14 protein-coding genes are annotated in these 20,490 nt (G+C 50.4%); 7 read left to right on the forward strand and 7 right to left on the reverse strand.

What is annotated here, in order from left to right; genetic code table 11:
* Nucleotides 1–136: 136 nt before the first annotated feature.
* The 4 genes from nadA (at nt 137) to JW984_13120 (ending at nt 4,177) form a co-directional block, all read left to right on the forward strand.
* Nucleotides 137–1,054 (forward strand): quinolinate synthase NadA, encoded by a 918-nt coding sequence (gene nadA / locus JW984_13105; GenBank protein ID MBN1574128.1) that lies wholly within the window; start codon nt 137–139, stop codon nt 1,052–1,054.
* A gap of 82 nt (nt 1,055–1,136) precedes the next feature.
* Nucleotides 1,137–2,312: a CHAT domain-containing protein gene (locus JW984_13110; protein ID MBN1574129.1), complete on the forward strand. Its 1,176-nt coding sequence runs from the start codon at nt 1,137–1,139 to the stop codon at nt 2,310–2,312.
* A 53-nt stretch (nt 2,313–2,365) separates the two neighbouring features.
* A complete protein-coding gene (locus tag JW984_13115; GenBank protein MBN1574130.1) occupies nt 2,366–3,352 on the forward strand; it encodes an NAD-dependent epimerase/dehydratase family protein in 987 nt (328 codons plus the stop codon).
* A gap of 60 nt (nt 3,353–3,412) precedes the next feature.
* Nucleotides 3,413–4,177: a class I SAM-dependent methyltransferase gene (locus JW984_13120; protein ID MBN1574131.1), complete on the forward strand. Its 765-nt coding sequence runs from the start codon at nt 3,413–3,415 to the stop codon at nt 4,175–4,177.
* Between the two features lie 235 nt (nt 4,178–4,412).
* On the opposite strand, the gene JW984_13125 is transcribed toward JW984_13120, so the two are convergent.
* Entirely contained in the window at nt 4,413–5,813 is a 1,401-nt protein-coding gene (locus JW984_13125) for an FAD-binding protein (protein MBN1574132.1), read from the reverse strand.
* A 157-nt stretch (nt 5,814–5,970) separates the two neighbouring features.
* On the opposite strand from JW984_13125, the gene JW984_13130 reads away from it, so the two are divergent.
* Nucleotides 5,971–7,452 carry a CoA-binding protein gene (locus JW984_13130; GenBank protein ID MBN1574133.1) on the forward strand — a complete coding sequence of 494 codons (1,482 nt, stop codon included), beginning with the start codon at nt 5,971–5,973 and terminating at the stop codon, nt 7,450–7,452.
* A 263-nt stretch (nt 7,453–7,715) separates the two neighbouring features.
* On the opposite strand, the gene JW984_13135 is transcribed toward JW984_13130, so the two are convergent.
* The 6 genes from JW984_13135 to dnaA all read right to left on the reverse strand — a co-directional run bounded on the left by JW984_13135 (nt 7,716) and on the right by dnaA (nt 18,475).
* Nucleotides 7,716–8,270, reverse strand: a complete 555-nt coding sequence (locus JW984_13135; protein MBN1574134.1) for a cache domain-containing protein — start codon at nt 8,268–8,270, stop codon at nt 7,716–7,718.
* A 527-nt stretch (nt 8,271–8,797) separates the two neighbouring features.
* The gene (locus tag JW984_13140; protein ID MBN1574135.1) at nt 8,798–9,901 is read right to left on the reverse strand and encodes a tetratricopeptide repeat protein; all 1,104 of its coding nucleotides are present in this window, start codon (nt 9,899–9,901) and stop codon (nt 8,798–8,800) included.
* Nucleotides 9,885–12,350 carry a DNA gyrase subunit A gene (gene gyrA / locus JW984_13145; GenBank protein MBN1574136.1) on the reverse strand — a complete coding sequence of 822 codons (2,466 nt, stop codon included), beginning with the start codon at nt 12,348–12,350 and terminating at the stop codon, nt 9,885–9,887. Before gyrA ends, JW984_13140 begins: the two co-directional genes overlap by 17 nt.
* 718 nt (nt 12,351–13,068) lie before the next feature.
* On the reverse strand, nt 13,069–15,480 hold the full coding sequence (gyrB, locus tag JW984_13150; protein ID MBN1574137.1) for a DNA topoisomerase (ATP-hydrolyzing) subunit B: 2,412 nt from the start codon (nt 15,478–15,480) through the stop codon (nt 13,069–13,071).
* Between the two features lie 101 nt (nt 15,481–15,581).
* Nucleotides 15,582–16,703 (reverse strand): DNA polymerase III subunit beta, encoded by a 1,122-nt coding sequence (dnaN, locus tag JW984_13155; protein ID MBN1574138.1) that lies wholly within the window; start codon nt 16,701–16,703, stop codon nt 15,582–15,584.
* A 416-nt stretch (nt 16,704–17,119) separates the two neighbouring features.
* A complete protein-coding gene (dnaA, locus tag JW984_13160) occupies nt 17,120–18,475 on the reverse strand; it encodes a chromosomal replication initiator protein DnaA (protein ID MBN1574139.1) in 1,356 nt (451 codons plus the stop codon).
* 524 nt (nt 18,476–18,999) lie between these two features.
* Between dnaA and JW984_13165 the strand changes: the two genes are divergently transcribed.
* Nucleotides 19,000–19,383 carry a hypothetical protein gene (locus JW984_13165; GenBank protein MBN1574140.1) on the forward strand — a complete coding sequence of 128 codons (384 nt, stop codon included), beginning with the start codon at nt 19,000–19,002 and terminating at the stop codon, nt 19,381–19,383.
* A complete protein-coding gene (locus JW984_13170) occupies nt 19,380–20,291 on the forward strand; it encodes an amidohydrolase family protein (GenBank protein ID MBN1574141.1) in 912 nt (303 codons plus the stop codon). Before JW984_13165 ends, JW984_13170 begins: the two co-directional genes overlap by 4 nt.
* The last annotated feature ends 199 nt before the right edge of the window (nt 20,292–20,490 follow it).

The raw sequence follows: 20,490 nt of genomic DNA on the forward strand, positions 1-20,490 counted from the left end.
AATTTAGCCGTTAAAAGAAGCACAAATCCTACATCATCTTACCCCTTTTTACGACTATAAAAGTTGCACTTGTGAGTTGAATTCACCCTATCTTACAAAACATTTAATACTCAAAAACCACTTGATATTCCAAAGGATGAAAGAATCAAAAATAATCGCTGAAATCAGAAGGCTCCTCAAGGATAGAAACGGACTTCTTCTGGCCCACAACTACCAAAACGGCGATGTCCAGGACATCGCCGATATAACCGGCGACTCGCTGGGGCTTTCCATCGAGGCCTCCAAGACGGACGCCGAGGTGATCGTCTTCTGCGGGGTCCATTTCATGGCCGAGAGCGCAGCTATCCTCTCGCCTAACAAAACCGTGCTCCTTCCGAGGATGGACGCCGGATGTCCCATGGCGGACATGATAACCAAGGACGAGGCCGTGAAGTTTAAGGAGAGCTATCCCGAGGCGGAGCTTGTGACCTACGTCAACTCCACCGCCGATGTCAAGTCGGTCTCGGACGTATGCTGTACCTCGGCAAACGCGATAAGGGTGGTCGGGTCGGTGAGGACCGACACAGTTCTGATGGCACCGGATAAAAACCTCGCCCGGTACACGGCGCGTTTCACCGACAAGGAGGTGACCTGGTGGGAGGGATTCTGCCCCACTCACGACAACCTCACCGCCGAGAAGCTACTTGAGACCAAAGAGAAGCATCCTGACGCGGAGGTACTCGTCCACCCGGAGTGCAGGCCGGAGGTAATCGACATCGCCGACCACGTCGCCAGCACGTCCGGGATGCTGGCGCATGTGAAAAAATCTGACAAGATGAAGTTCATCATCGGAACCGAGATCGGCCTCATCCACCCCCTGAAGAAGGGGAATCCCGGGAAGGAGTTTATACCCGCATCGGAGAAGATGATCTGCCCGGACATGAAACGCACGACCCTAAAAGACATATACGACTGTCTCAACGAGATGAAGGGGGTTGTCGAGGTCCCCGAGGATATTAGGGCAAAGGCCAAAATATCCCTGGACAGGATGCTGCAGGTAAGGCGCGACGAATAGGGCCGCCGCCGGACTCCGCCGGGGCAGGGAGGGGGAAGAAATTTTTTTAAGAAAAACGATAAATTGCTTAAGGGGAATACAAATGAAAATAAAACCGGTTGTTGTTTTGACGGCGTCTATAGCCTTGTTTCTCCTCTCGGCCCCGCTCTTCTGCCAGGAGGAAACCGGCGACACGGAGGCCGCCGACGGATTGATGGAAGTGGGGCGTTATTCATCGATCTCTCAGCGCCTCGATTCCACTACGGCCGTCCTTGTCTACGACACAAAAAATCTCTCCGTGGACGTCGTTAAATCTGACGGATTCACGACCAAGGAGCTCCCGAAGACGGAAGAGCCCCTCGAGGTCAAGGTGCGCCTCTTCAGGGACTCGATGCAGTCTCTGGACACCATGGCGCCGTTTCAGAACCAGGCGTATACGCTGTACCAAATCTTGATAGCCCCCGTCTTTTCCGATCTTTCCGGGATCACCAGACTCGGCATAATCCCCGATTCCGCGCTTCATTACCTCCCCTTTGCGGCCCTCGTATCGAAGAGGGACGAGAAAAACGCCTTCATGCCCAATCCGAAATTTCTTATGCACAGCTTCGCCATTTTCTACGCGCCGTCGCTGGAGCTCATGGAAAAGGCGTTGAAGACCGAGAGGTCCGTAAACCTCGGCGGGCTTGTGATAGGAAACTGCCTCTATCCCTCCGGTTTCTCCCTCCTCAAACACGCGCCCCTCGAGATGAAGGCGGTGGCGGAGAAGGTCCCGGGGGCGATCATGCTGGAGAAGGACAGGGCGACAGAGACAGCCTTCAAGGCGGAGGTTGCCAAAGGCCCCCTCTCGGTAATCCACATCAACACCCACTCGAAGGTTAAGCGGGGAAACAGCACGGAATCGAGAATCATCCTCACCGGCGGCGGCGGCGACGACGGAAATCTCACCGTTGCCGAGGTGAAAGAGATTAAGCTCGATGTGAGCCTCGTTACCATCTCGGCTCCCAGGACGGGGTTGAGCTGGGGCAGGACGGGGGGATTTCCCGCGGTTTTCATCAATTCGGGGGCGGATTCGGTCCTGGCGCCCGTATGCGACATCGACCGCGGGGTGACGACCCAGCTTATGGACTTCCTCTACGACAACCTCAAGAGCTACGACAAGGCGGAGGCCCTGAGACAATCCCAGATAATGATCATCGACCTCGAGAAGGGAAAGGGATACAGGAGACTCGCCCACCCCGGGTTCTGGGCGCCTTTTATCCTCTACGGAAGCTACAGATAAAAAAAGGGGAGGTGTGAAAGATCAAGGCCCTGGTAATCGGAGCAGGAACTTTCTTGGCAAGAAGCCTCATCCCAAGGCTTCTGAGCCTCGGCTTCAGCGTCAGGGGATTCGACACCGAAGCGGTCGAAAACCCTATAGAGGATGTGGAATACCTGACCGGGGATATAAACAAAAGCTCCATTATGTCCGAGATGACCCACGGAGTGGACCATATCTTTCACCTCCCGGGGCGGCATCCCGAAGATGAAGGCAGTTCAGGTAAAAACCGGGAGGGGAAGGGTTTCACCACCACCATCAAGCTTGCAAACATAGCAAAGAGCCTCGACGTCGTCAGCTTCGTCTATCTCTCCTCGTCGGAGGTCTACGGCATTCCAAGGAAAATCCTCATATCCGAGAAGGAAAAGCGAAGGCCGATTTCAAGGAGGGGGAAGGAACTTCTGAGGATAGAGGACTACCTCATCAACACCATGGCCTCCCGGGGCATCGGGGTCGTTATCGTTCGCACGCCGCCTATAACCGGCTGGGGCGCGCCCAAGGAATCTTTCCCCAGCCTCGTTCACGGAGCTCGGAGGGCTCTGACGGGGAGGGCTATCTTCCTTGTTGGCGGTGGAAAATATCCGGTTCAGTACGTCGACGTGGAAGACCTCGCCTCCGCTCTGGTGCGCTCGATCAGGAAGGTGAAGCCGGGGTGCCTCGAGCTCAACGTGGCGGCCGAGGATGTCATAACCCAGCGTGACCTTGCCGATTTCTTCATCGATTTCTATCACAGCTCTTCCGGGACTATCAGCCTGCCGGCGGCCGCCGTGCCGTTTTTGTGCCTTATGCGCGGGCTGGGCGCCCCCCTCTTCGCCACCGAATCCAACTTCCTCTTCTATCCCCAGACGATCATCGACACCTTCAGGGCCAAGGAGCTCCTCCTCTACTCGCCCAAGAGGACGGTCGAGTCGATCTCCGAGATGTTGAAGTCGTGGGACATCGAGGGAACCGAGAGGGGGCCGAGACATATGGGAAAGGGATATGGCGGGCTGTTCAGGGATTGATAACTGTTGTTGTGTATTCAAAATTCTTAAGAAATATTTTTGTTTGTTTCCGGGATCTATATGGAAAATGATTTAATGAAAAAAAATAAAAAATTGGAATTATTTAAAGAGCTTATCAATTCAGATTATAAAACCCGCACCCTGAATAGCTATGCCGACGTTCAGTACAGAATGAATAAAATACTCAAAGACATCGGTTTTGTGGATAAGGAAATTCTTGACATTGGATGCGGCAAAGGTCTCGCATCTATCTACTTGGCTCTAAACGGTGCCAAAAATGTTATTGGGATTGAGCCAATGCTGGAGGGTTCTTCCGAAAACAGCCTGTATACATTTGAAAAAAATATCAAGGAAATGGAACTCGCTAATTGCAAGGCCGAAAACGCCACATTTCAAGATTTTTCAGCAAAACCGGAAAGCTTCGACATCATACTCTCTATCAACTCGATAAATCACTTAAATGAAACCCTTTGTGCCATGATTCATAATAACGAAAAAGCCAGGGAATACTACTTATCCCAAATGAAAAAGGCGTACGGGCTTATCCGTCCTGGCGGTGTATTCATTATCGCGGATTGTTCTTGTCATAATTTATTCTCCCAATTGTCGAAAATCGGCATTAGAAATCCGATGGCCCCTTCAATAGATTGGAGTATCCATCAAAGTCCAAAAACATGGCATAAAGTGCTATTAAGCGCCGGTTTCTCCAAGTCCAGTCACTGGTGGCATGTCCCATATCGATTATCGGGATTTGAACGCCTTTTATCAAATCCCACAGCCGCATGGCTCACCACCTCTTACTTTGTAATACATGCTTATAAATAGCTTTATTATAATATTAAAACATTCCTTGTAAATCTGGTAGTTGTTCCTGGATTCAGAGCGACAGGAAATTCGTGAATTTCGGATAATCAATTTTTTCCTCTAAATATAAACTTCTTCAGCAATCATGACTATACGCTCCCTGTATTCATTAAAAATAATTTTATGTGTTAATGAGAGTAGATTGATCTCCCAGAGCCATGAATTTATGTAGTTTTTATTACTAAACCTCAAACACTCACTTAAATATCTTCCCCGGATTCAATATCCCCAGGGGGTCTACGGCATCCTTGATTCTCTTCATGATCTCGATCTCTGCGTCGCCGAGGGAGATGTTGAGATACTCCCGCCGGATCAGCCCAATTCCGTGCTCGCCGGTTATCAGCCCGCCCAGCTTGTCCGCTAGGCGGTAGAGCCTCTCCCTCGCTTTAGGCAGCCTCTCCTCCCACTGTTCGTCTGTCAGATCCCCCTTCAATATCTCTACGTGGACGTTTCCGTCCCCGGCGTGGCCGAAGAATATCGAGGTCAGCCCCAGCCCGTCCAATAGCCTCTTTGCCCCCTCCACAAGGCGGGGTATCTCGCTTCTCGGCACGACAACGTCCTCCCCCTCCTTTACCCTGCTTATTGACGTGACGGCCTCCCTGATGCAGCGCCTCCCCTCCCAGAGCCTGTCGCGCTGGGCGGTCGAATCCGCAACAACCATATCCTCGGCGCCGATGGACGAGCAGACTTCCCATATCCTCTCCATAGACCTCTCTATCTCCGATTCGTCCCCCCCGTCGATCTTTATCAGGAGCTGGGCCCCGGCGTCCACGAAGGGCATCTTCTTTTTCAGAAACTCCTCAGCAATCTCGATCGCCCCCCTGTCTAAAAACTCGATCGTCGCGGGGACAATCCTCGCCCTTATGATTTCGCTTACGGCCTTTGACGCGGTCTCGAGGTCGGCGAAGGGAACCAGGACGTCTACGGAGCTTTTCGGCAGGGGCAAAAGCCTCAGGGTGATCTCGGTTACTATCCCGAGAGTTCCCTCACTTCCCACCATAAGGCCGATAAGGTCGTATCCGGTGGCGTTCTTTACCACCTTGCCCCCCATTTTGGCTATGGAGCCGTCCGGGAATACCACCCTAAGTCCGCAGACGTAGTCCTTCGTGGTGCCGTACTTTACCGCCCTCGGCCCGCCGGCGCTCTCGGCTATGTTCCCCCCGATGCAGCACGAGTCGAGGCTCGCGGGATCCGGGGGGTAGAAAAGGCCCTCCTCCTCGGCCCTCCTCCCCAAGTCCCCCGTGATCACCCCCGGCTCCACCACCGCCATCAGGTTATCGGTGTCGATCTCTATTATCCGGTTCATCCGCTCAAGCGTCAGGATTATCCCCCCGAATACAGGGACGGCCCCACCGGTGACCCCGGTGCCCCCGCTCCTCGGGGTTACGGGTATGCGGCTTGCATGGGCGAGCTTCATCACGGCCGATACTTCTTTCTCCGTACTCGGCTTTACCACCACGTCCGGAAGCCCGGAGACCCCGGTCGTCTCGTCGACCGAGTACTTCTCTAGGTTGTCCGGGTCGGTAAAAACGCCGCTCTCCCCCACGATATCGGTCAGCGCCACGATGATCTTCCTGTCTACCTTTCCGTAACTCATAATTGGAGATATTATAAGGCCCCAACCCCCCTCAGGTCAAGGGGCTTCTCACGGAAATCTCCGTTGGGAATCTTAAAGATATTTCGCCAACTCTTCTGTTGACTCGAAATTCGATGTGTAGTATAAAGTCACCTTTACCACTGCACTTTGTTGAACCATGGCACCGTTGAAAAAGATAGAAGAGCTGAGGCCCTTTTTCCACCCCGACTCCTTGGCGATCGTTGGCGCGTCCAAGAGCTTCAGAAAATGGGGCGCGATCGTGCTTCACAACACCCTCCTCGGGGGCTATAAGGGAAGGATATATCCCATCAACCCGAAGGCGGATGAGATCTTCGGTCTTGCCGTATATCCCTCCCTCGTCGATGTTCCCCAACCCGTTGACCTTGCCATAATAGTCGTCCCGCCGGACAAGGTCCTCGATACGCTCGCGGACGCGAAGGCAGCGGGGATAACCGCCTGCGTCCTGATCACGGCGGGCTTTTCTGAGACGGGCGAGGCGGGCAAAAAATTGGAGCTTGAGATCGTCGAGTTCGCCCGAAAAAACGGTATCCGGCTCATCGGCCCAAACTGCCTCGGCATAGTCAGCATGGTCCCGAAGATGCTTTCTGCCTGGATGCCCTCTTATGCGCCGAAGCCGGGAGGGGTCTCAATATTGTCTCAGAGCGGGAACCTCTGCTACACCCTTATCAGGTCTATCAACGGACGCGGCCTCGGGATCTGCCGCTCGATATCGAGCGGCAACGAGGCGGACCTTATGGCCCATGACTTCTTGGACTACCTGGCTGACGACGAAGACACCAAGGTTATCCTCTCCTACATCGAGGGCGTCAGGGACGGTCGCGCCTTTTTAGAGAGCCTTAGGGGAGCCGTTATTAAAAAGCCGGTGGTTATCCTGAAATCGGGGCACACCGAGGCCGGCAGCAGGGCTGGGGCCTCCCACACCGGGGCAATGACGGGAAGCGACGATCTTTACGATGCGGTTTTCTCCCAGACCGGTGTCATAAGGGCGAGGGGTATGGAGGAGATGGAAGACCTGGCCGTGGTCTTCTCCACCCAGCCTGTCCCCAACGGCAACAGGGTCGGCATCCTGACCATGGGGGGCGGCTGGGGTGTCCTGGCGGCGGACGCCTGCGCGGGAGAGGGCTTGAGCGTTGTTAAGCTCACCGCCGAGACGAAAACCAAGTTGGACAAGTTTCTCCCGCCGTGGTGGAGCAGGGGAAATCCGGTGGACACCGTCGCCGGCCTCAAAGAGGGCGACCTCTTCAACTCCCTCGAAACCCTTCTCTCAGCGGACTACATCGACTCCATCATGATCCTCGGCGTCGGATACGGCACAGTCCGGGGAAGCGCGATAAAAGACTCCCCGTACTCCCACCTCTACGAGATGGCCGAGATAGGACAAAAATATATCAGCGAAGACAGGATCATCGCCGAGAACATCATCGAGCTCTTGAGGAAGCACAAAAAGCCGATCATCCCCGTGGTCGACCAGGCGGTGGTGGGAGACAAGGGGAGCTTCGTGGAGATTCTGAAGGGGAGCGGGGTGCTCCCCTTTACCTCCCCCAGGAGGGGGGCTGAGGCGCTCTCCGCCCTGACGAGATACGGCAGCTACAAGAGGGCACTTTACGGAGGAGGGTAATTCTTGGGGGCTTTCCACTTGAAATGGGCGATTTTCCCCACGGTTTGATTCATCACGACGACAGCGACGGCAACACCTGTCGAAATATCGAAAAAAGGGAGGCGAAAAAAAGGGAGGCGAAAAAAGGGAGGCGAAAAAAAGGGGTAAATAAAGGGGGGCATCGCTGCCCCCCTCGTTAATTATAACCATCCGGCACGGCATACAGGCGATCAAAAACTGCCCCCTCCGAACCGCGCCTGAATATCAAACAAAACAGAAGTCTTCTACTTATCCTCGCCGATCTTTTTCATCACCTCGTCGATCTTGTTGTTCAGCTCCTCCACTGTCATGGTCGGCTCGTAGATCCCCGCGCCAACCTGATAGGGCTGTCCCGGGACCTGCATTATATAAGAGATCTTACGCCTGAATTTGGCCTCGCCCTTTTCGTCCATGGTGTCCGTAGGCCGCCAATACTCTACCCATCCCCCAGTCGGGTTTTTTGCCTCCTCGCAAAGCAGGAGATTGTACTGAACCCCCTTCTCGTCCGTTCTCGAAGCAAGCTCCACGCCCACAAGCTCCTTGGTGGGGTGTGCGGCAATTATTCCCTTTTCGCAGTTGAACACGAAGACATAGGTTCCCGACCAGACCCAGGGTCCCTCGGGATCGTTGAAGTCGGCAATGCCCGCCTCGCCGTTCTCCTCGAGGAACTTCGCGGCCTTTTGCACCATGATGATTATATCCTCGGGGGTGACAGCGGCCTTTTCCTCTTCGGCCATCGCACACGTAAAAGTAAGGGCCATAACAACCAGGGTTAAAGTAGCTATTACCTTAAATCTCATTATTTTTCCTCCTTTTTTCAAGAAAATCCTTATTTTATTATTAAGGTCCTTTGGGACGTTTCTCCATCCCCCGGAGAGATCAAGATGTTTATCTGCAAGGGTACTGCAAGGTCCTTCAAGCTTCCTTCGTTATTCACATTACGTCAATTCAAATAAACTCCATAAATACGATCTTTTGAATTGAAAGTATTATCAATCGAACCGTTACTATTGTATTTAAAAAAGTCTTGATATTCAAGTCCTTTAAAATCAATCTATTGCGGGGCTTTTCTTCAAGGTATCACAACATAACAACTCCGATATTTATTTTATGCTGATTTCGGTGCGTCGGCCTTTCTTGGAAAAGTGGAATCGATGTATTTGAAAAGGCTTAATGTAAAGCTTTTTAAATGGATGTGCCTTATAGTGGTTTTCGAGTTTTCCCGACAAAGGGGCCAGGCTCTTATTTCATCAAGTGTACCTATGACCGTGATTTGTATCTTGCCCCCCTAACATTCAGTGGGTTTTTAAGCAGTTTTCCGTCCCTTTTATTTCACGTCTTTATTTGCTCCCCCCCCGGTTTTATTTTCTCCCCCTTTATCTTTTGTCTTATCCTCCCCATTGTTTCCCTTCGTTTTGCCGTCTTTATCCTCTATCGAATTTTTAAACTCCTCTTTTTTCCCCTCGGAGTCTATAATGTCAATCTCCTCTTCTCCTTCCATTATTGATTCAGTGTCCTCGTCTTCGTCCCCGTCTTCATCCTTCTCTTTACTCTTAATCGAGGAGAATCCCCGATAGGCCTCTTCGGAAGCGGGGGCCTCGATCTTTTTCATCAGTTCCTTTACCCCATTTATACGCATCTTGAGGACATTCTCGTTTTCATAGACTCCCATCAGCTCCTCATACCTCTTCAGGGCCTCCTCAAGCTCTCCCTTCTCTTCATAGGAGGCCGCAATATAGAATTTTGCCTCCAAGACGAGGGGAGATTTCGGGTACTCGTCCAAGAGCTTCTGATAGTATTCCACCGCCTTGTCGATCTTACCCGATCCCTCGATGAAGTACGTGTTCGCTATATTGTAATATATGTCGGGCTTGAGTTTTGTGTTCGGGTAGCTGTCCAGAAGGATTAGATACTCGAGTCTGGCCTGGTCGAAATCCCTCCTGTATGCGAAACATTGGGCCAATTTATATTGGAACATGTCGATGCCCTTGCGATTGGGGTACTTTTCTATGAGCTTTCTGATCTCTATGATGGCCTGCTCGTAGTTCTGGAGTCTGTCCATGTATATCTCAACGATGTCCGCCTGGGCGTCAAATGCGAGTTCATGCTTCGGATAGTAATAAATAAGACACGCAAAATCTTCTATTGCGTTGTCGTAATCTTTTATATACAGACTGTAAATAGTCCCGCTTCGATACAGCGCCTTGGGCGCCATGCTCGATTCCGGATATTTCATTGCGATACTTCTAAATCCCTTGCTTCCCTTTGCGGCTTTACGGTACTCCCCATTCTCATACAGTCTCTCTGCCCTGGCGAAATCCTCTGCGGCCGGGTCTTTGCTGCAGCCGAACAAGCCCATAAAAACAATCAGGGCAAGAAGCAAAGTCAACATAGAAATTTTGATCTTATTCATCCTACTTTTGATCCTCACTCTCTTCCTCCTTTTCGGCCAACACCACCATTCCAGTAAGCCTCTCGTCATTGTCCAGGTTCATCATCTTCACCCCCTGGGTATTCCTCCCCTGAACCGGCACATCCTTTGCATTAAGCCTCAGAAACTTCCCCTTGTTGGATATCATTATCACCCCGTCGTCCTTCGAGACCATCTTTACCCGGATCACCTTTCCCGTCCTTTCGGTGGTCTTCAGGGTAATGACCCCCTTTCCTCCCCGCTTCTGCTGCGGGTATTCGGTCGTCTTTGAGCGCTTTCCGAAGCCCCTCTCTGTGGCCGCAAGGAGGGTTGTCCCCTTCTCCACGAGGTCGATTCCCACGATTACGTCATCTTTCCCGAGGCTTACCGCCTTTACGCCCTGGGCGCTCCTCCCCATTGCCCTTACCTCGCCCTCCATAAAGCGGGCGGCGTATCCTTCCGCTGTTGCAACGAAGATCTCCTTATCCGGGCTCGCCAAAAGGGCGGAAACCAGACTGTCTCCTTCGGCCAGGCCCATGGCAACGAGTCCCGCGTGCTTGGCGTTTTTGAACTCTCCCCCCTCCGTCTTCTTTATCATTCCTTTTCTCGTCGCCAACACGATATGGTGCTTTTGAGCATCCTTCGATTCGTCCTCGGAGTCGCTGATTACCAGCATTGAGGCGATCTTCTCCTCCGATGACATCTGGACTAGGTTGGCGACGGACCTCCCCTTGCCCACCCTTCCCCCCTGGGGGATCTCGTGAACCCTCAATCCGTACGCCTTGCCGGCATCGGTAAAAATTAGGATCTGATCGTGGGTCTTCGCCACGAAGAGGTTCTCCACGAAATCGTCCTCGGAGGTGTCCATCCCGCTCATTCCCTTGCCCCCCCGCTTCTGGGAGCGATAGAGGTTCAAGGGGGCCCTCTTTATATAGCCGTTGTGGGAGACCGTGACCACCATATCCTCCTGGGCGACGAGGTCTTCTATCGTCAGCTCCTTCGACTCCTCGACAATCTCGGTTCTCCTCTCGTCTGCGAACTCCTCCTTTATCTCCATGAGCTCCCCGACGATGACACTCACGAGCACCTTCTCGTCCGACAATATCTTCTTCAGCTCCTTTATCAGCGCTAAGACTTCCTCGTATTCCTTGATCACCTTCTCGATCTCGAGAGAGGTCAGCCTTCCGAGGCGCATATCGAGGATCGCCTGGGCCTGAATATCCGAGAATTTAAACCTCTTCATCAGCCGCTCCTTTGCCTCCGGCTGACTCTTGGAGCTCTTGATTATCGATATGACCTCGTCTATATTTTCAAGGGCCTTGACGAGCCCAACGAGGATGTGGGCGCGCTCCTCGGCCCTCTTGAGTTCGTATCTCGTCCTCCTCAGGACGACATCCCTCCTGTGATATATGAAGTGGAGAATGGCATCTTTTAGGTTCAGTATCTCGGGTCTGCCGTTGACTATGGCGAGCATGATGACGCCGAAGCTGCTCTCCATGGGGGTCGTCTTGTAGAGGCGGTTCAAAACTATGGGCGGGACCACATCCTTCCTCAGCTCTATCACTATCCTCATCCCCTCACGGTCCGATTCGTCGCGAAGATCGCTTACACCGTCGATCTTTCTGCTCCTAACGAGGTCGGCTATCCTCTCTATAAGCTTCGCCTTGTTTACGCCGTAGGGAATCTCCTTTACTATTATGGCCGTTTTGCCGGTCCTGGTTTGAGTCTCTATCATCGCCTTGGCTCGAATGACTATCCTCCCCCGTCCAGTCTCGTAGGCGTCCTTTATGCCCGAAGCTCCGTAGATAAATCCTCTTGTCGGAAAATCGGGGCCCGGAATATATTCCATGAGCTTCTTTATCGTTATCTCGGGGGCTTTTATTACGGCTATTATCCCATCGATCAGCTCCCCCAGATTATGGGGCGGGATGTTTGTCGCCATCCCCACGGCTATTCCGGAAGTGCCGTTCAGGAGGAGGTTCGGAAATCTTGCCGGCATCACATTCGGCTCTTCAGTGGTCTCGTCGTAATTCGGGACGAAGTCGACCGTATCCTTCTCTATATCTTCGAGGAGGTGCTTTGCGAGCCTCGACATCCTTACCTCTGTGTACCTCATGGCCGCGGGCGGGTCACCGTCGATGGAGCCGAAGTTGCCCTGACCTTCCACCAGGGTGTGTCTCATGCTGAAGTCCTGTGCCATCCTTACGAGCGCGTCGTAGACGGCGGTGTCCCCGTGAGGGTGATATTTACCTATCACGTCCCCGACTACTCTTGCCGACTTCTTGGGGGGCTGGTCGTGGAAATTCCTGAGGTCGTACATCCCGTAGAGGATTCTTCTATGTACCGGCTTTAGGCCGTCCTTCACGTCTGGAATCGCGCGCCCTATTATTACGCTCATGGCGTAATCGATGTAAGAGCGTCTCATTTCGTCTTCGATGTTTATCGCAGTATGTAGCTTCTGGTCACCCATAGATTATCCCTGATTGTCTCCGCTTACTCGACATGGAACGCTAATATCCTTTGTTAATCACACCTTTATTACTCATGTTTCTGCTGCTCATGCCTTTATTTCTTACACTTTTTTACCAACTATAAAGCCGTTGAACACGAGGACATTTTTCCCCCAAGTTTTTTCCATTTCTTAGATTTGATCAGTCTAAAAAGCTTTCCCTTTAAAAAAATATGGTCTTTTTCTTCGATTTTTTACTTTATATGATCTTAACTTCAACTTTAAACGAAATTCCAAAATACCGATAAAATCGCCTCGTAATCTGTAAGTCAAAACCGCAAAAAACGATTTTCATCAACATCATGACGCGTAATCCAAAATTTGCCGTGCTCTCGGCTTGGCGGTCACCCGGGTCAAGGTGATTCAAAGAAGCTTTTATAGCGTAAGGCTGATATATCGGCAATCACATTGGGTTTTTATCTCGGCTTTGTGCTGCGAATGATTCTTGTATTGAGTCCTTCCCGTTTCCCATTTCAGCCCCTATCCCCATTTACACCACTCACAAACTATGGACCTTCAACCTTCTTTCTATTCCCACTAACTCTTTCGACCTCGCTCACCGCTTACACAATTCACAAACTACGGACGTCCAGCCTTCTTCCCCCCTCCCCCTCTCCCCCCCAGCCTTCCTTCCACCCCCTCCACCTTAATCCCCCAATATCCCCATTATCTTCGACCCCTATATGTCGAGGTTCCTCACGTCCAGGGCATGCTTCTCTATGAAATTCCGCCTTTGTTCCACCTGGTCACCCATCAGGATGGTGAATATTTCATCGGCCGCGACCGAGTCCTCCACATTGACCTTAAGGAGCGTTCTCTTCTCCGGGTCCATCGTGGTCTCCCAGAGCTGTTCCGGGTTCATCTCTCCAAGACCTTTGTATCTCTGGATCGTCTGGCCCTTTTTCCCCTGATTTAATAGAAAGTCTATTATGTCACCGTAACATTTAAGCTCGAGCTCAACACCCCCGTTTTTTATCCTGTACGGTGAATCCCCTATGTCCTTAAGCTCCTCGTTCAGCCTCCTCAGCTCCTTGAACTCTGGGGAGGTTAAAAGCTCATGGTCAAATATCGAGCTTCTTACGCTGCCGTTTCTGCTTGTCCTGCAGATCACCCGTGTGCCCTCGTGTTCCGTGTCCTCCCCTATCTCGAAATCCAGAACATCCATGTTGGGCTCCACCTTCCTGATGTGAGCCTCAACGTTTGACAGTACCTTTTTCAGCTCGCTCCTCTTTTTCTTCTTAAGGTTCTCCTCCACGAGCTTATCTTCTATGGCGAAGGCTCGAACGAGCTCTCTGTCCATTTTCCTCTTGTCGAGCTGATTAAGGATACGCTCATATCGCATCATCTTTTCCGTAACTTTTATAAGCTGCTTTCCCGAAACCTCTTTTCCATCCGTCCTTATCAGCTTTGCGTCCTCGACCCCAATATCGAGCAGGTAGGACTCAAACTCCGTTTCGTCCTTTATGTAGGATTCCACTTTTCCCTTCTTCACTCGAAACAGGGGCGGCTGGGCGACGTAGAGGTATCCCCTATCTACCACCTCCGTCATGTGACGGTAAAAGAAGGTCAACAGCAGTGTTCTTATGTGGGAGCCGTCCACATCGGCATCGGTCATTATTATTATCTTGTGGTAACGTATCTTGGATACGTCGAAGTCTCCGGGTCCGATTCCTGTCCCAAGGGCGGTTATTATTGTTTTTATCTCCTCCGAAGAAAGCATCTTGTCGAACCTCGACTTCTCCACGTTGAGGATCTTTCCCTTAAGTGTGAGGATGGCCTGGTTTCTCCTGTCCCTGCCGCTCTTCGCGGAGCCGCCCGCGCTCTCCCCCTCGACGAGGTATATCTCGCTTAAGGCGGGGTCCCTCTCCTGGCAGTCGGCGAGCTTTCCCGGAAGCGACGACGATTCGAGGGCGCTCTTCCTCCTGGTGAGCTCCTTGGCCTTCTTGGCGGCCTCCCTTGCCTGTGCCGCCTCGACCCCCTTCCTCACGACCTTTCTCGCCACCGCCGGGTTTTCCTCGAGGTATGCCGACAGCCTCTCGTTTATCATCACCTCCATGATCCCCTTTATCTCGGAGTTGCCGAGCTTACCCTTAGTCTGTCCCTCGAACTGGGGATTTCTTATCTTTATCGAGAGCACCGCCGTCATTCCCTCCCTGACGTCGTCTCCCGAGAGGTTGTCCTTGAGCGACTTCAACAGCTTGTTTGACTGGGCGTAGTTGTTTATCGTCCTTGTGAGGGCGGAGCGGAAGCCCACTACGTGGGTGCCCCCCTCTCTGGTGTGTATGTTGTTCACGAAGGAGAACATGCTCTCCTTGTACGAGTCGTTGTACTGGATCGCACACTCCATGTGTATGCTGTCCCTCTCGAGCTCGAAATAGATTGGTTTCGGATGGAGAGGCTTCTTATTCCTGTTCAGGTGCTCCACAAAGGAGACTATCCCCCCCTTATACACAAACTCGTTTTCCTTGCCGTCCCTCTCGTCAACGATATTTATCTTTATCCCTCTGGTCAGAAAGGCGAGCTCCCTCAGCCTCTCCGAGAGGATGTCAAATGAATATTCCGTCTCCTCGAATATGAGGTCATCCGGCTTAAACGTTATCTTTGTTCCCCGCCTGGTCGTTGTCCCAATTACCTTGAGTTTTTCCAGAGGCTTTCCCATGACGTATTTTTGATGATATACCTTCCCGTCCCTCTTTACCTCCATGTCGAGCTCTTTGGATAGGGCGTTCACGACACTGACTCCAACGCCGTGCAGTCCCCCCGAGTACTTGTATGTATCCCCGTCGAATTTTCCCCCCGCGTGAAGGGTCGTCATTACAACCTCCGCGGCCGATCTCTTCTCGGTCTTGTGCATGTCAACGGGTATTCCCCTGCCGTTGTCTATCACAGTGATGGAGTTATCCGTATGTATATAAACCTTTATCTTGGTACAGTGCCCCGCCAGGGCCTCGTCGACGGCGTTATCCACCACCTCATAAACGAGGTGATGAAGTCCCGCCGATCCCGTCGATCCTATATACATGGCAGGTCTTTTTCTGACCGCCTCGAACCCCTCGAGAACTTTTATTGTATCAGCGTCGTAATTTACCATAAAGTGTCTTGTAATAGTGATTTAAAACGTGACCTTCAACCTGTTTCCCAATGATAAACCTTATTATTATATCACAGGTTTTCTTTCAATGGAATAAAAATCTATATCTTCATCGGCATTATGATGAAGTAGTAGTTTTTCCCCTCCTTGGGTCTTACTTCCCCCGGACTCGACTCGTCCAGCAACATCAGCTCGACACTATCCTCGTCCACGGCATTAAGTATATCCAGCATATAGCTTGCGTTAAAACCTATATCCATATCGCCACCCGAGTATTCCACCTTCATCTCCTCCTTGGCGTTTCCCATATTCGGGCTCTCGGATGTGACCTCTATAGAGTCGGCAGTTATGTGAAACTTGACCATCTTTATGCGGTCAGCCGATACGACCGAAACCCTTCTCAAGGTCCTTGCAAGATCATCTGCGTTAAAAACAATTTTCTTGTCGTTGTTTTTCGGGATCACCTGCTTATAATCGGGAAACGTTCCATCCACAAGCCTCATCACAAGATTAAGGTCGTCCCTCTTCACCATCAGGTTACTGTCTTCGAGTTTCATCCCGACTTGTTCCTTACCCTCATCCAGAATTTTTCTCAGTTCCATCAATCCCTTCCTCGGCGCAATTATTCCCTTACCCGGCGGGAGGGGAAATTTACCTTCGAGGGGCGTGTCCACCAGCGAGAGCCTATGTCCATCCGTTGCAACCATTCTTAACTTTACTCCGCCGCCTTCTTCCAATGTTTCCATGTAAACACCCGAAAGATTGTAGCGCATATCTTCATGGGATACGGAAAATATCGTTTTATCGATCATCCCCTTTAAAACATCCGGATTCATCTTCCACTGCTCTTCACCCTCGAACGAGGGCACCTTTGGATAGTCCTCCACTGATAGCCCCACGAGATTAAACACCGACCTTACCGCAATCAGTTCCATCCAGTTGTTCTCCTTTTTCTTGCAGTGAATCGACGTTCCATCCGGTATCTGTCTTACTACCTCGAAGAGTGTTTTTGCATCTACAGTTATGCCTCCTTCAGTAATAACCTCCGCCTCATAGCTCCCGCTGATTCCCACCTCGAGGTCCGTCGCTTCTATTACCAATTTTCCCCCGATCAGCTTCAACAATACATTTGAAAGTATCTTTATGGTGTTTTTTTTCTCGACGATACTTTGCGTTCTCGAAAGTCCCTTTAATAGTTCTTCCTGTTTTATTTTGAATTCCATTTTTTCCCCCGTTTGAATCTTTCTATAATTGTTATATTTTTTACTTATTTTGTAGTAGTATTATGTGCTGTGGATTGTTGAAAAAAGCGAAAAATTTTCTTTAAGTATATAACAAAACAAGGTTTTTCCAAACTAAAAAGATTGTAAAAAAAGAAGGAAAATATGTTAAAAAAACGCACTTCAAGTGAAAAGAGTAAAAAAACCCCTTTTTTCCACAAAGTATCTACAAGGTTTTTTAACATATATGGCAAAAAAGCAAAATTAAGCTGTGCGATAAAATATTGAATACCGAAAAAGGAAGCATGAAAAAGAGGTATCTTTAATAAGGGTTCATTATATTTGCAGAGACAGATTGGAATGGCAAAATCTTAAGGACGTGTATAAAATAAAGGCTCAATAAAATCCTGCAGTAGCTCCTATCCTCTTAACTTGATCTGATTTTCTATCGTAAAGATAGTGTTTTTAAACTCCTTATCCTTACTTATAAGCTCTTCTATCTTCTTAACGGCGTGAATTACCGTGGAGTGATCCTTGCCGCCGAACTTCTTCCCTATCTCTGGGTAGGATGCATTGCCGACCTCCCTGCAGAGATACATCGCTATATGTCTCGGTTCCGACAGTGATTTGACCCTTTTTTTCGATCTAATGTCCGATACCTTTATTTTGAAGTATTTACAGACGGCCTTCTGGATGTTCTCAATGCTCTCTGGATTGTCTTTATCACTCACAAAGTTCCTCAACGCCGTGCGGGCGAAGTCCACCGTGATCTCTCTTCCATCGAGGGACGCCTCCGCAATCAGCCTTGTCAACATCCCCTCGAGTTCCCTGATATTCGGCTTCTTGTTGATTATGGAGGCCATGAAGAATGCGAGGTCGTCCTGGAGCTCCAGCGAATGTATCTTTTCGGCCTTCTCCTTCAATATGGCAACGATGTGCTCCGTATCCGGGTAATCGATGTCCGCGATGAGCCCCCACTCGAATCGGGAGCGCAGCCTTTCTTCAAGGCCGGCTATCTCCTTGGTTATCTTATCGCTTGTGAGAACTATCTGCTTGTTGCTCTCATAAAGGGTGTTGAATGTGTGGAAGAACTCCTCCTGGGTCTGTTTCTTTCCCGCAAAAAATTGTATATCGTCCACGAGGAGGATATCCATGCTTCTGTACTTCTTTCTGAACTCGTCCATCTTTTCGTATCTGATGGATTTTACAAGCTCGTTGACGAACTCTTCCGAAGTCACATAATAGACCCTCGAGCCGTCGTTTTTATCCAAGATGCCGTGACCGATGGCGTTCAGGAGGTGGGTTTTGCCGAGGCCTACACCCCCATAGATAAACAGGGGATTGTACTCCCTCGCGGGGTTTTCCACAACTTTTTCACAGGCCGCCTTTGCAAACTCGTTGGACGGCCCCTTTACGAAATTTGCCAGGGTATAGTCCGACCTGAGCTTCTGCCGCCAGATCTTGTTATCAACCTCCCTGATGGGGATCTCCAGCTTTACATCGAAATCTTCGTTTTTTTGGTGGTGATTTGCCTCCGTGACCACAAGCTCCACGTCCAAGGCGCCGTCTTTCTTTCTGCCGGCGTTATTGACCGCGTCCATGATAATGGACATGTAGTTTTCGCTTATCCAATCCTTGAAAAACTTGTTCGGCACCTCGAGGAAGACACAATCGTTCCTTATTTCTACAAACTTCATAGATTTGAACCAAAGATCGAAAGTGTTCTCGGGAACCTTCTTCTTTAAAGCTCCCACCGCACTATTCCATATCTCCATGATCATCTGCCTAAAAAAGCTATTTTACAAATAATTTTAAATAGTTATTACAAGGTGCAATGTGGAAAAAACGGATTAGTCAAGAAAATCAGGAATTTATGAAAAAAAAAGATCGGTTTATCCACAAAGTTTCTCACAGTTGTGGAAAAAACCGACCTTTCTCTATCTCTGATGCGACTCTTACCCTTGCTGCAAGACCAAGCTGCCTTGACTTTTTTGCTCCCATAAGGGTGTCTCTGCAGGAATAAAAAAAAGACGCTGATTCTTGAAAATTTCTCTTTACATCCCATCGACCTGAAAAAACATGTCAAAGATATATACGCTCAAGCGAGCAAAAGCAACATTGATTAAACCAGATGTAGAACGCTTTGTCAAGAACATTTTTAAACTGGGCCGAAGAAAAATAAAAAACGGTCTATGGGAAGTACTATCTTCTTGACAACACGAATCTCGTAAACGTAGAATCTCCTGTAAATGCCTCGATGGACAAGTTTGTTAAAATATCACTGGGGGATTAGAGCTTTATGTCAGACAGGATTATTATATCGGCGGGGGACGTTGAGCTCGAGGCGGAAATTTACACAAACGACACGGGGAGAAAGGTCTCATCAATACTCCCGATAACCGGGAGTGTAAAGAGGTGGGGCGAGGAGATATATTTTTCCATACCTTTGAGCATTGACGAGGAGGAGGACGCGAGGGATTTATTGAAAGAGGGAGAACTGGGCTACTGGCCCTCGGGAGAGGCGTTTTGCATCTTCTTCGGGAAGACCCCGGCAAGCCGGGTGGATGAGATAAGGGCTGCGGGCAACGTCAACGTCTTCGGGATGGTGCTGGGCGACGCCAAGCTGTTCACGTCGATAAAAGACGGGGCAAAGATAACGGTGACAGGGGTAGATTCCAAGTGAGGTACCCCGGAACGATAATCGATGCCCATGTCCACATTATGCCGCCGGTTAGGATCCGGGGGCTGATGCGCTGGATAAAGAGGGCCTTTCCGGAGCACCCCGTGGACTCCAACATCGACGAGGAGGGGATACTGAATGATCTGAAAGATAAGGGAATTTCCCTCTTCTTCAATTACGTCTATCCACTGAAGGAGGATGAGACCGAACCTCTCAACGAGTTCAACCTCAAGCTCTCCCGTCGCATAAGGAAGGCGGCTCCCTTCGGCTCGCTGCACATAGAGACCAAAGACAAGGGAGGGGTGGTAAAAAGATGCATCGAACAATACAACCACGTCGGTCTGAAGTTTCACCCCTTCGTCCAGAAGTTCGGCCCGGCGGACGAGAGGATGTTCCCGGTCTACGAGCTTATGGAGGAATATGAGCGGCCAGTGGTGCTTCACACCGGCTTCGAGGAGTTCTACGGGATCGATATGCCGACGGCGGACTTCGAGAAAATCCTCGGGAGATTCCCAAAACTACCCCTCGTCCTATCCCACTGTCTCTTCCCGAAGTTCGACGACGCGAGGATGCTGGTCGAAAGGTACGACAACGTCTACCTTGACGCCACCAATGTCTTCGGGTCGCTCAGGCTGTTCGCATCCGAGGGGATAGACTATAATTTCAGGGAGCGCGCTGACCAATATTCGGAGAGCTTCAGGGATCTCCTCCTGGCGCATTCGAAGAGGACGATTTACGGGTCCGATCACCCCGCCGGAATCGGGGATCTAAACGATATATACAACGACCTCTTTAATTTCGGGCTGCCGGACGAGGTCGAGCGGTATCTCGTCTTCGAGACGCCGCGGGCCTTCATAAGGAGGTTCTCCCCGGAGATCTCCGCCAGGTGGGATGAGATTCTGGGTGATTGAGGCCTAATATTAAAAAAAGTTAATAAATTAACTTGCCAAAACATTGTGTAAATGGTATATTGCAACAAAGGTAGATACAATTTTTAGGATTTTTCTAAGAAACTTTTTTTATTTAAGTGAAAAAGTTACGATCTTACCTTACAGTTTAGTCGTTTAAAGAGAAGATATTTTATCATAGAAGAGCCATCCCCGAACTTTA

The organism is Candidatus Zymogenus saltonus (assembly GCA_016929395.1).
Lineage (GTDB): Bacteria > Desulfobacterota > Zymogenia > Zymogenales > Zymogenaceae > Zymogenus > Zymogenus saltonus.

Excerpts from the sequence above, each read along its gene's own strand:
- JW984_13110 (MBN1574129.1), top strand. The coding sequence starts at position 1,137 with ATGAAAATAAAACCGGTTGTTGTTTTGACGGCGTCTATAGCCTTGTTT.
- gyrB (MBN1574137.1), bottom strand. The coding sequence starts at position 15,480 with ATGGTAAATTACGACGCTGATACAATAAAAGTTCTCGAGGGGTTCGAG.
- JW984_13130 (MBN1574133.1), top strand. The coding sequence starts at position 5,971 with ATGGCACCGTTGAAAAAGATAGAAGAGCTGAGGCCCTTTTTCCACCCC.
- JW984_13120 (MBN1574131.1), top strand. The coding sequence starts at position 3,413 with ATGGAAAATGATTTAATGAAAAAAAATAAAAAATTGGAATTATTTAAA.
- JW984_13135 (MBN1574134.1), bottom strand. The coding sequence starts at position 8,270 with ATGAGATTTAAGGTAATAGCTACTTTAACCCTGGTTGTTATGGCCCTT.
- JW984_13125 (MBN1574132.1), bottom strand. The coding sequence starts at position 5,813 with ATGAGTTACGGAAAGGTAGACAGGAAGATCATCGTGGCGCTGACCGAT.
- dnaA (MBN1574139.1), bottom strand. The coding sequence starts at position 18,475 with ATGGAGATATGGAATAGTGCGGTGGGAGCTTTAAAGAAGAAGGTTCCC.
- dnaN (MBN1574138.1), bottom strand. The coding sequence starts at position 16,703 with ATGGAATTCAAAATAAAACAGGAAGAACTATTAAAGGGACTTTCGAGA.
- JW984_13165 (MBN1574140.1), top strand. The coding sequence starts at position 19,000 with ATGTCAGACAGGATTATTATATCGGCGGGGGACGTTGAGCTCGAGGCG.
- gyrA (MBN1574136.1), bottom strand. The coding sequence starts at position 12,350 with ATGGGTGACCAGAAGCTACATACTGCGATAAACATCGAAGACGAAATG.
- nadA (MBN1574128.1), top strand. The coding sequence starts at position 137 with ATGAAAGAATCAAAAATAATCGCTGAAATCAGAAGGCTCCTCAAGGAT.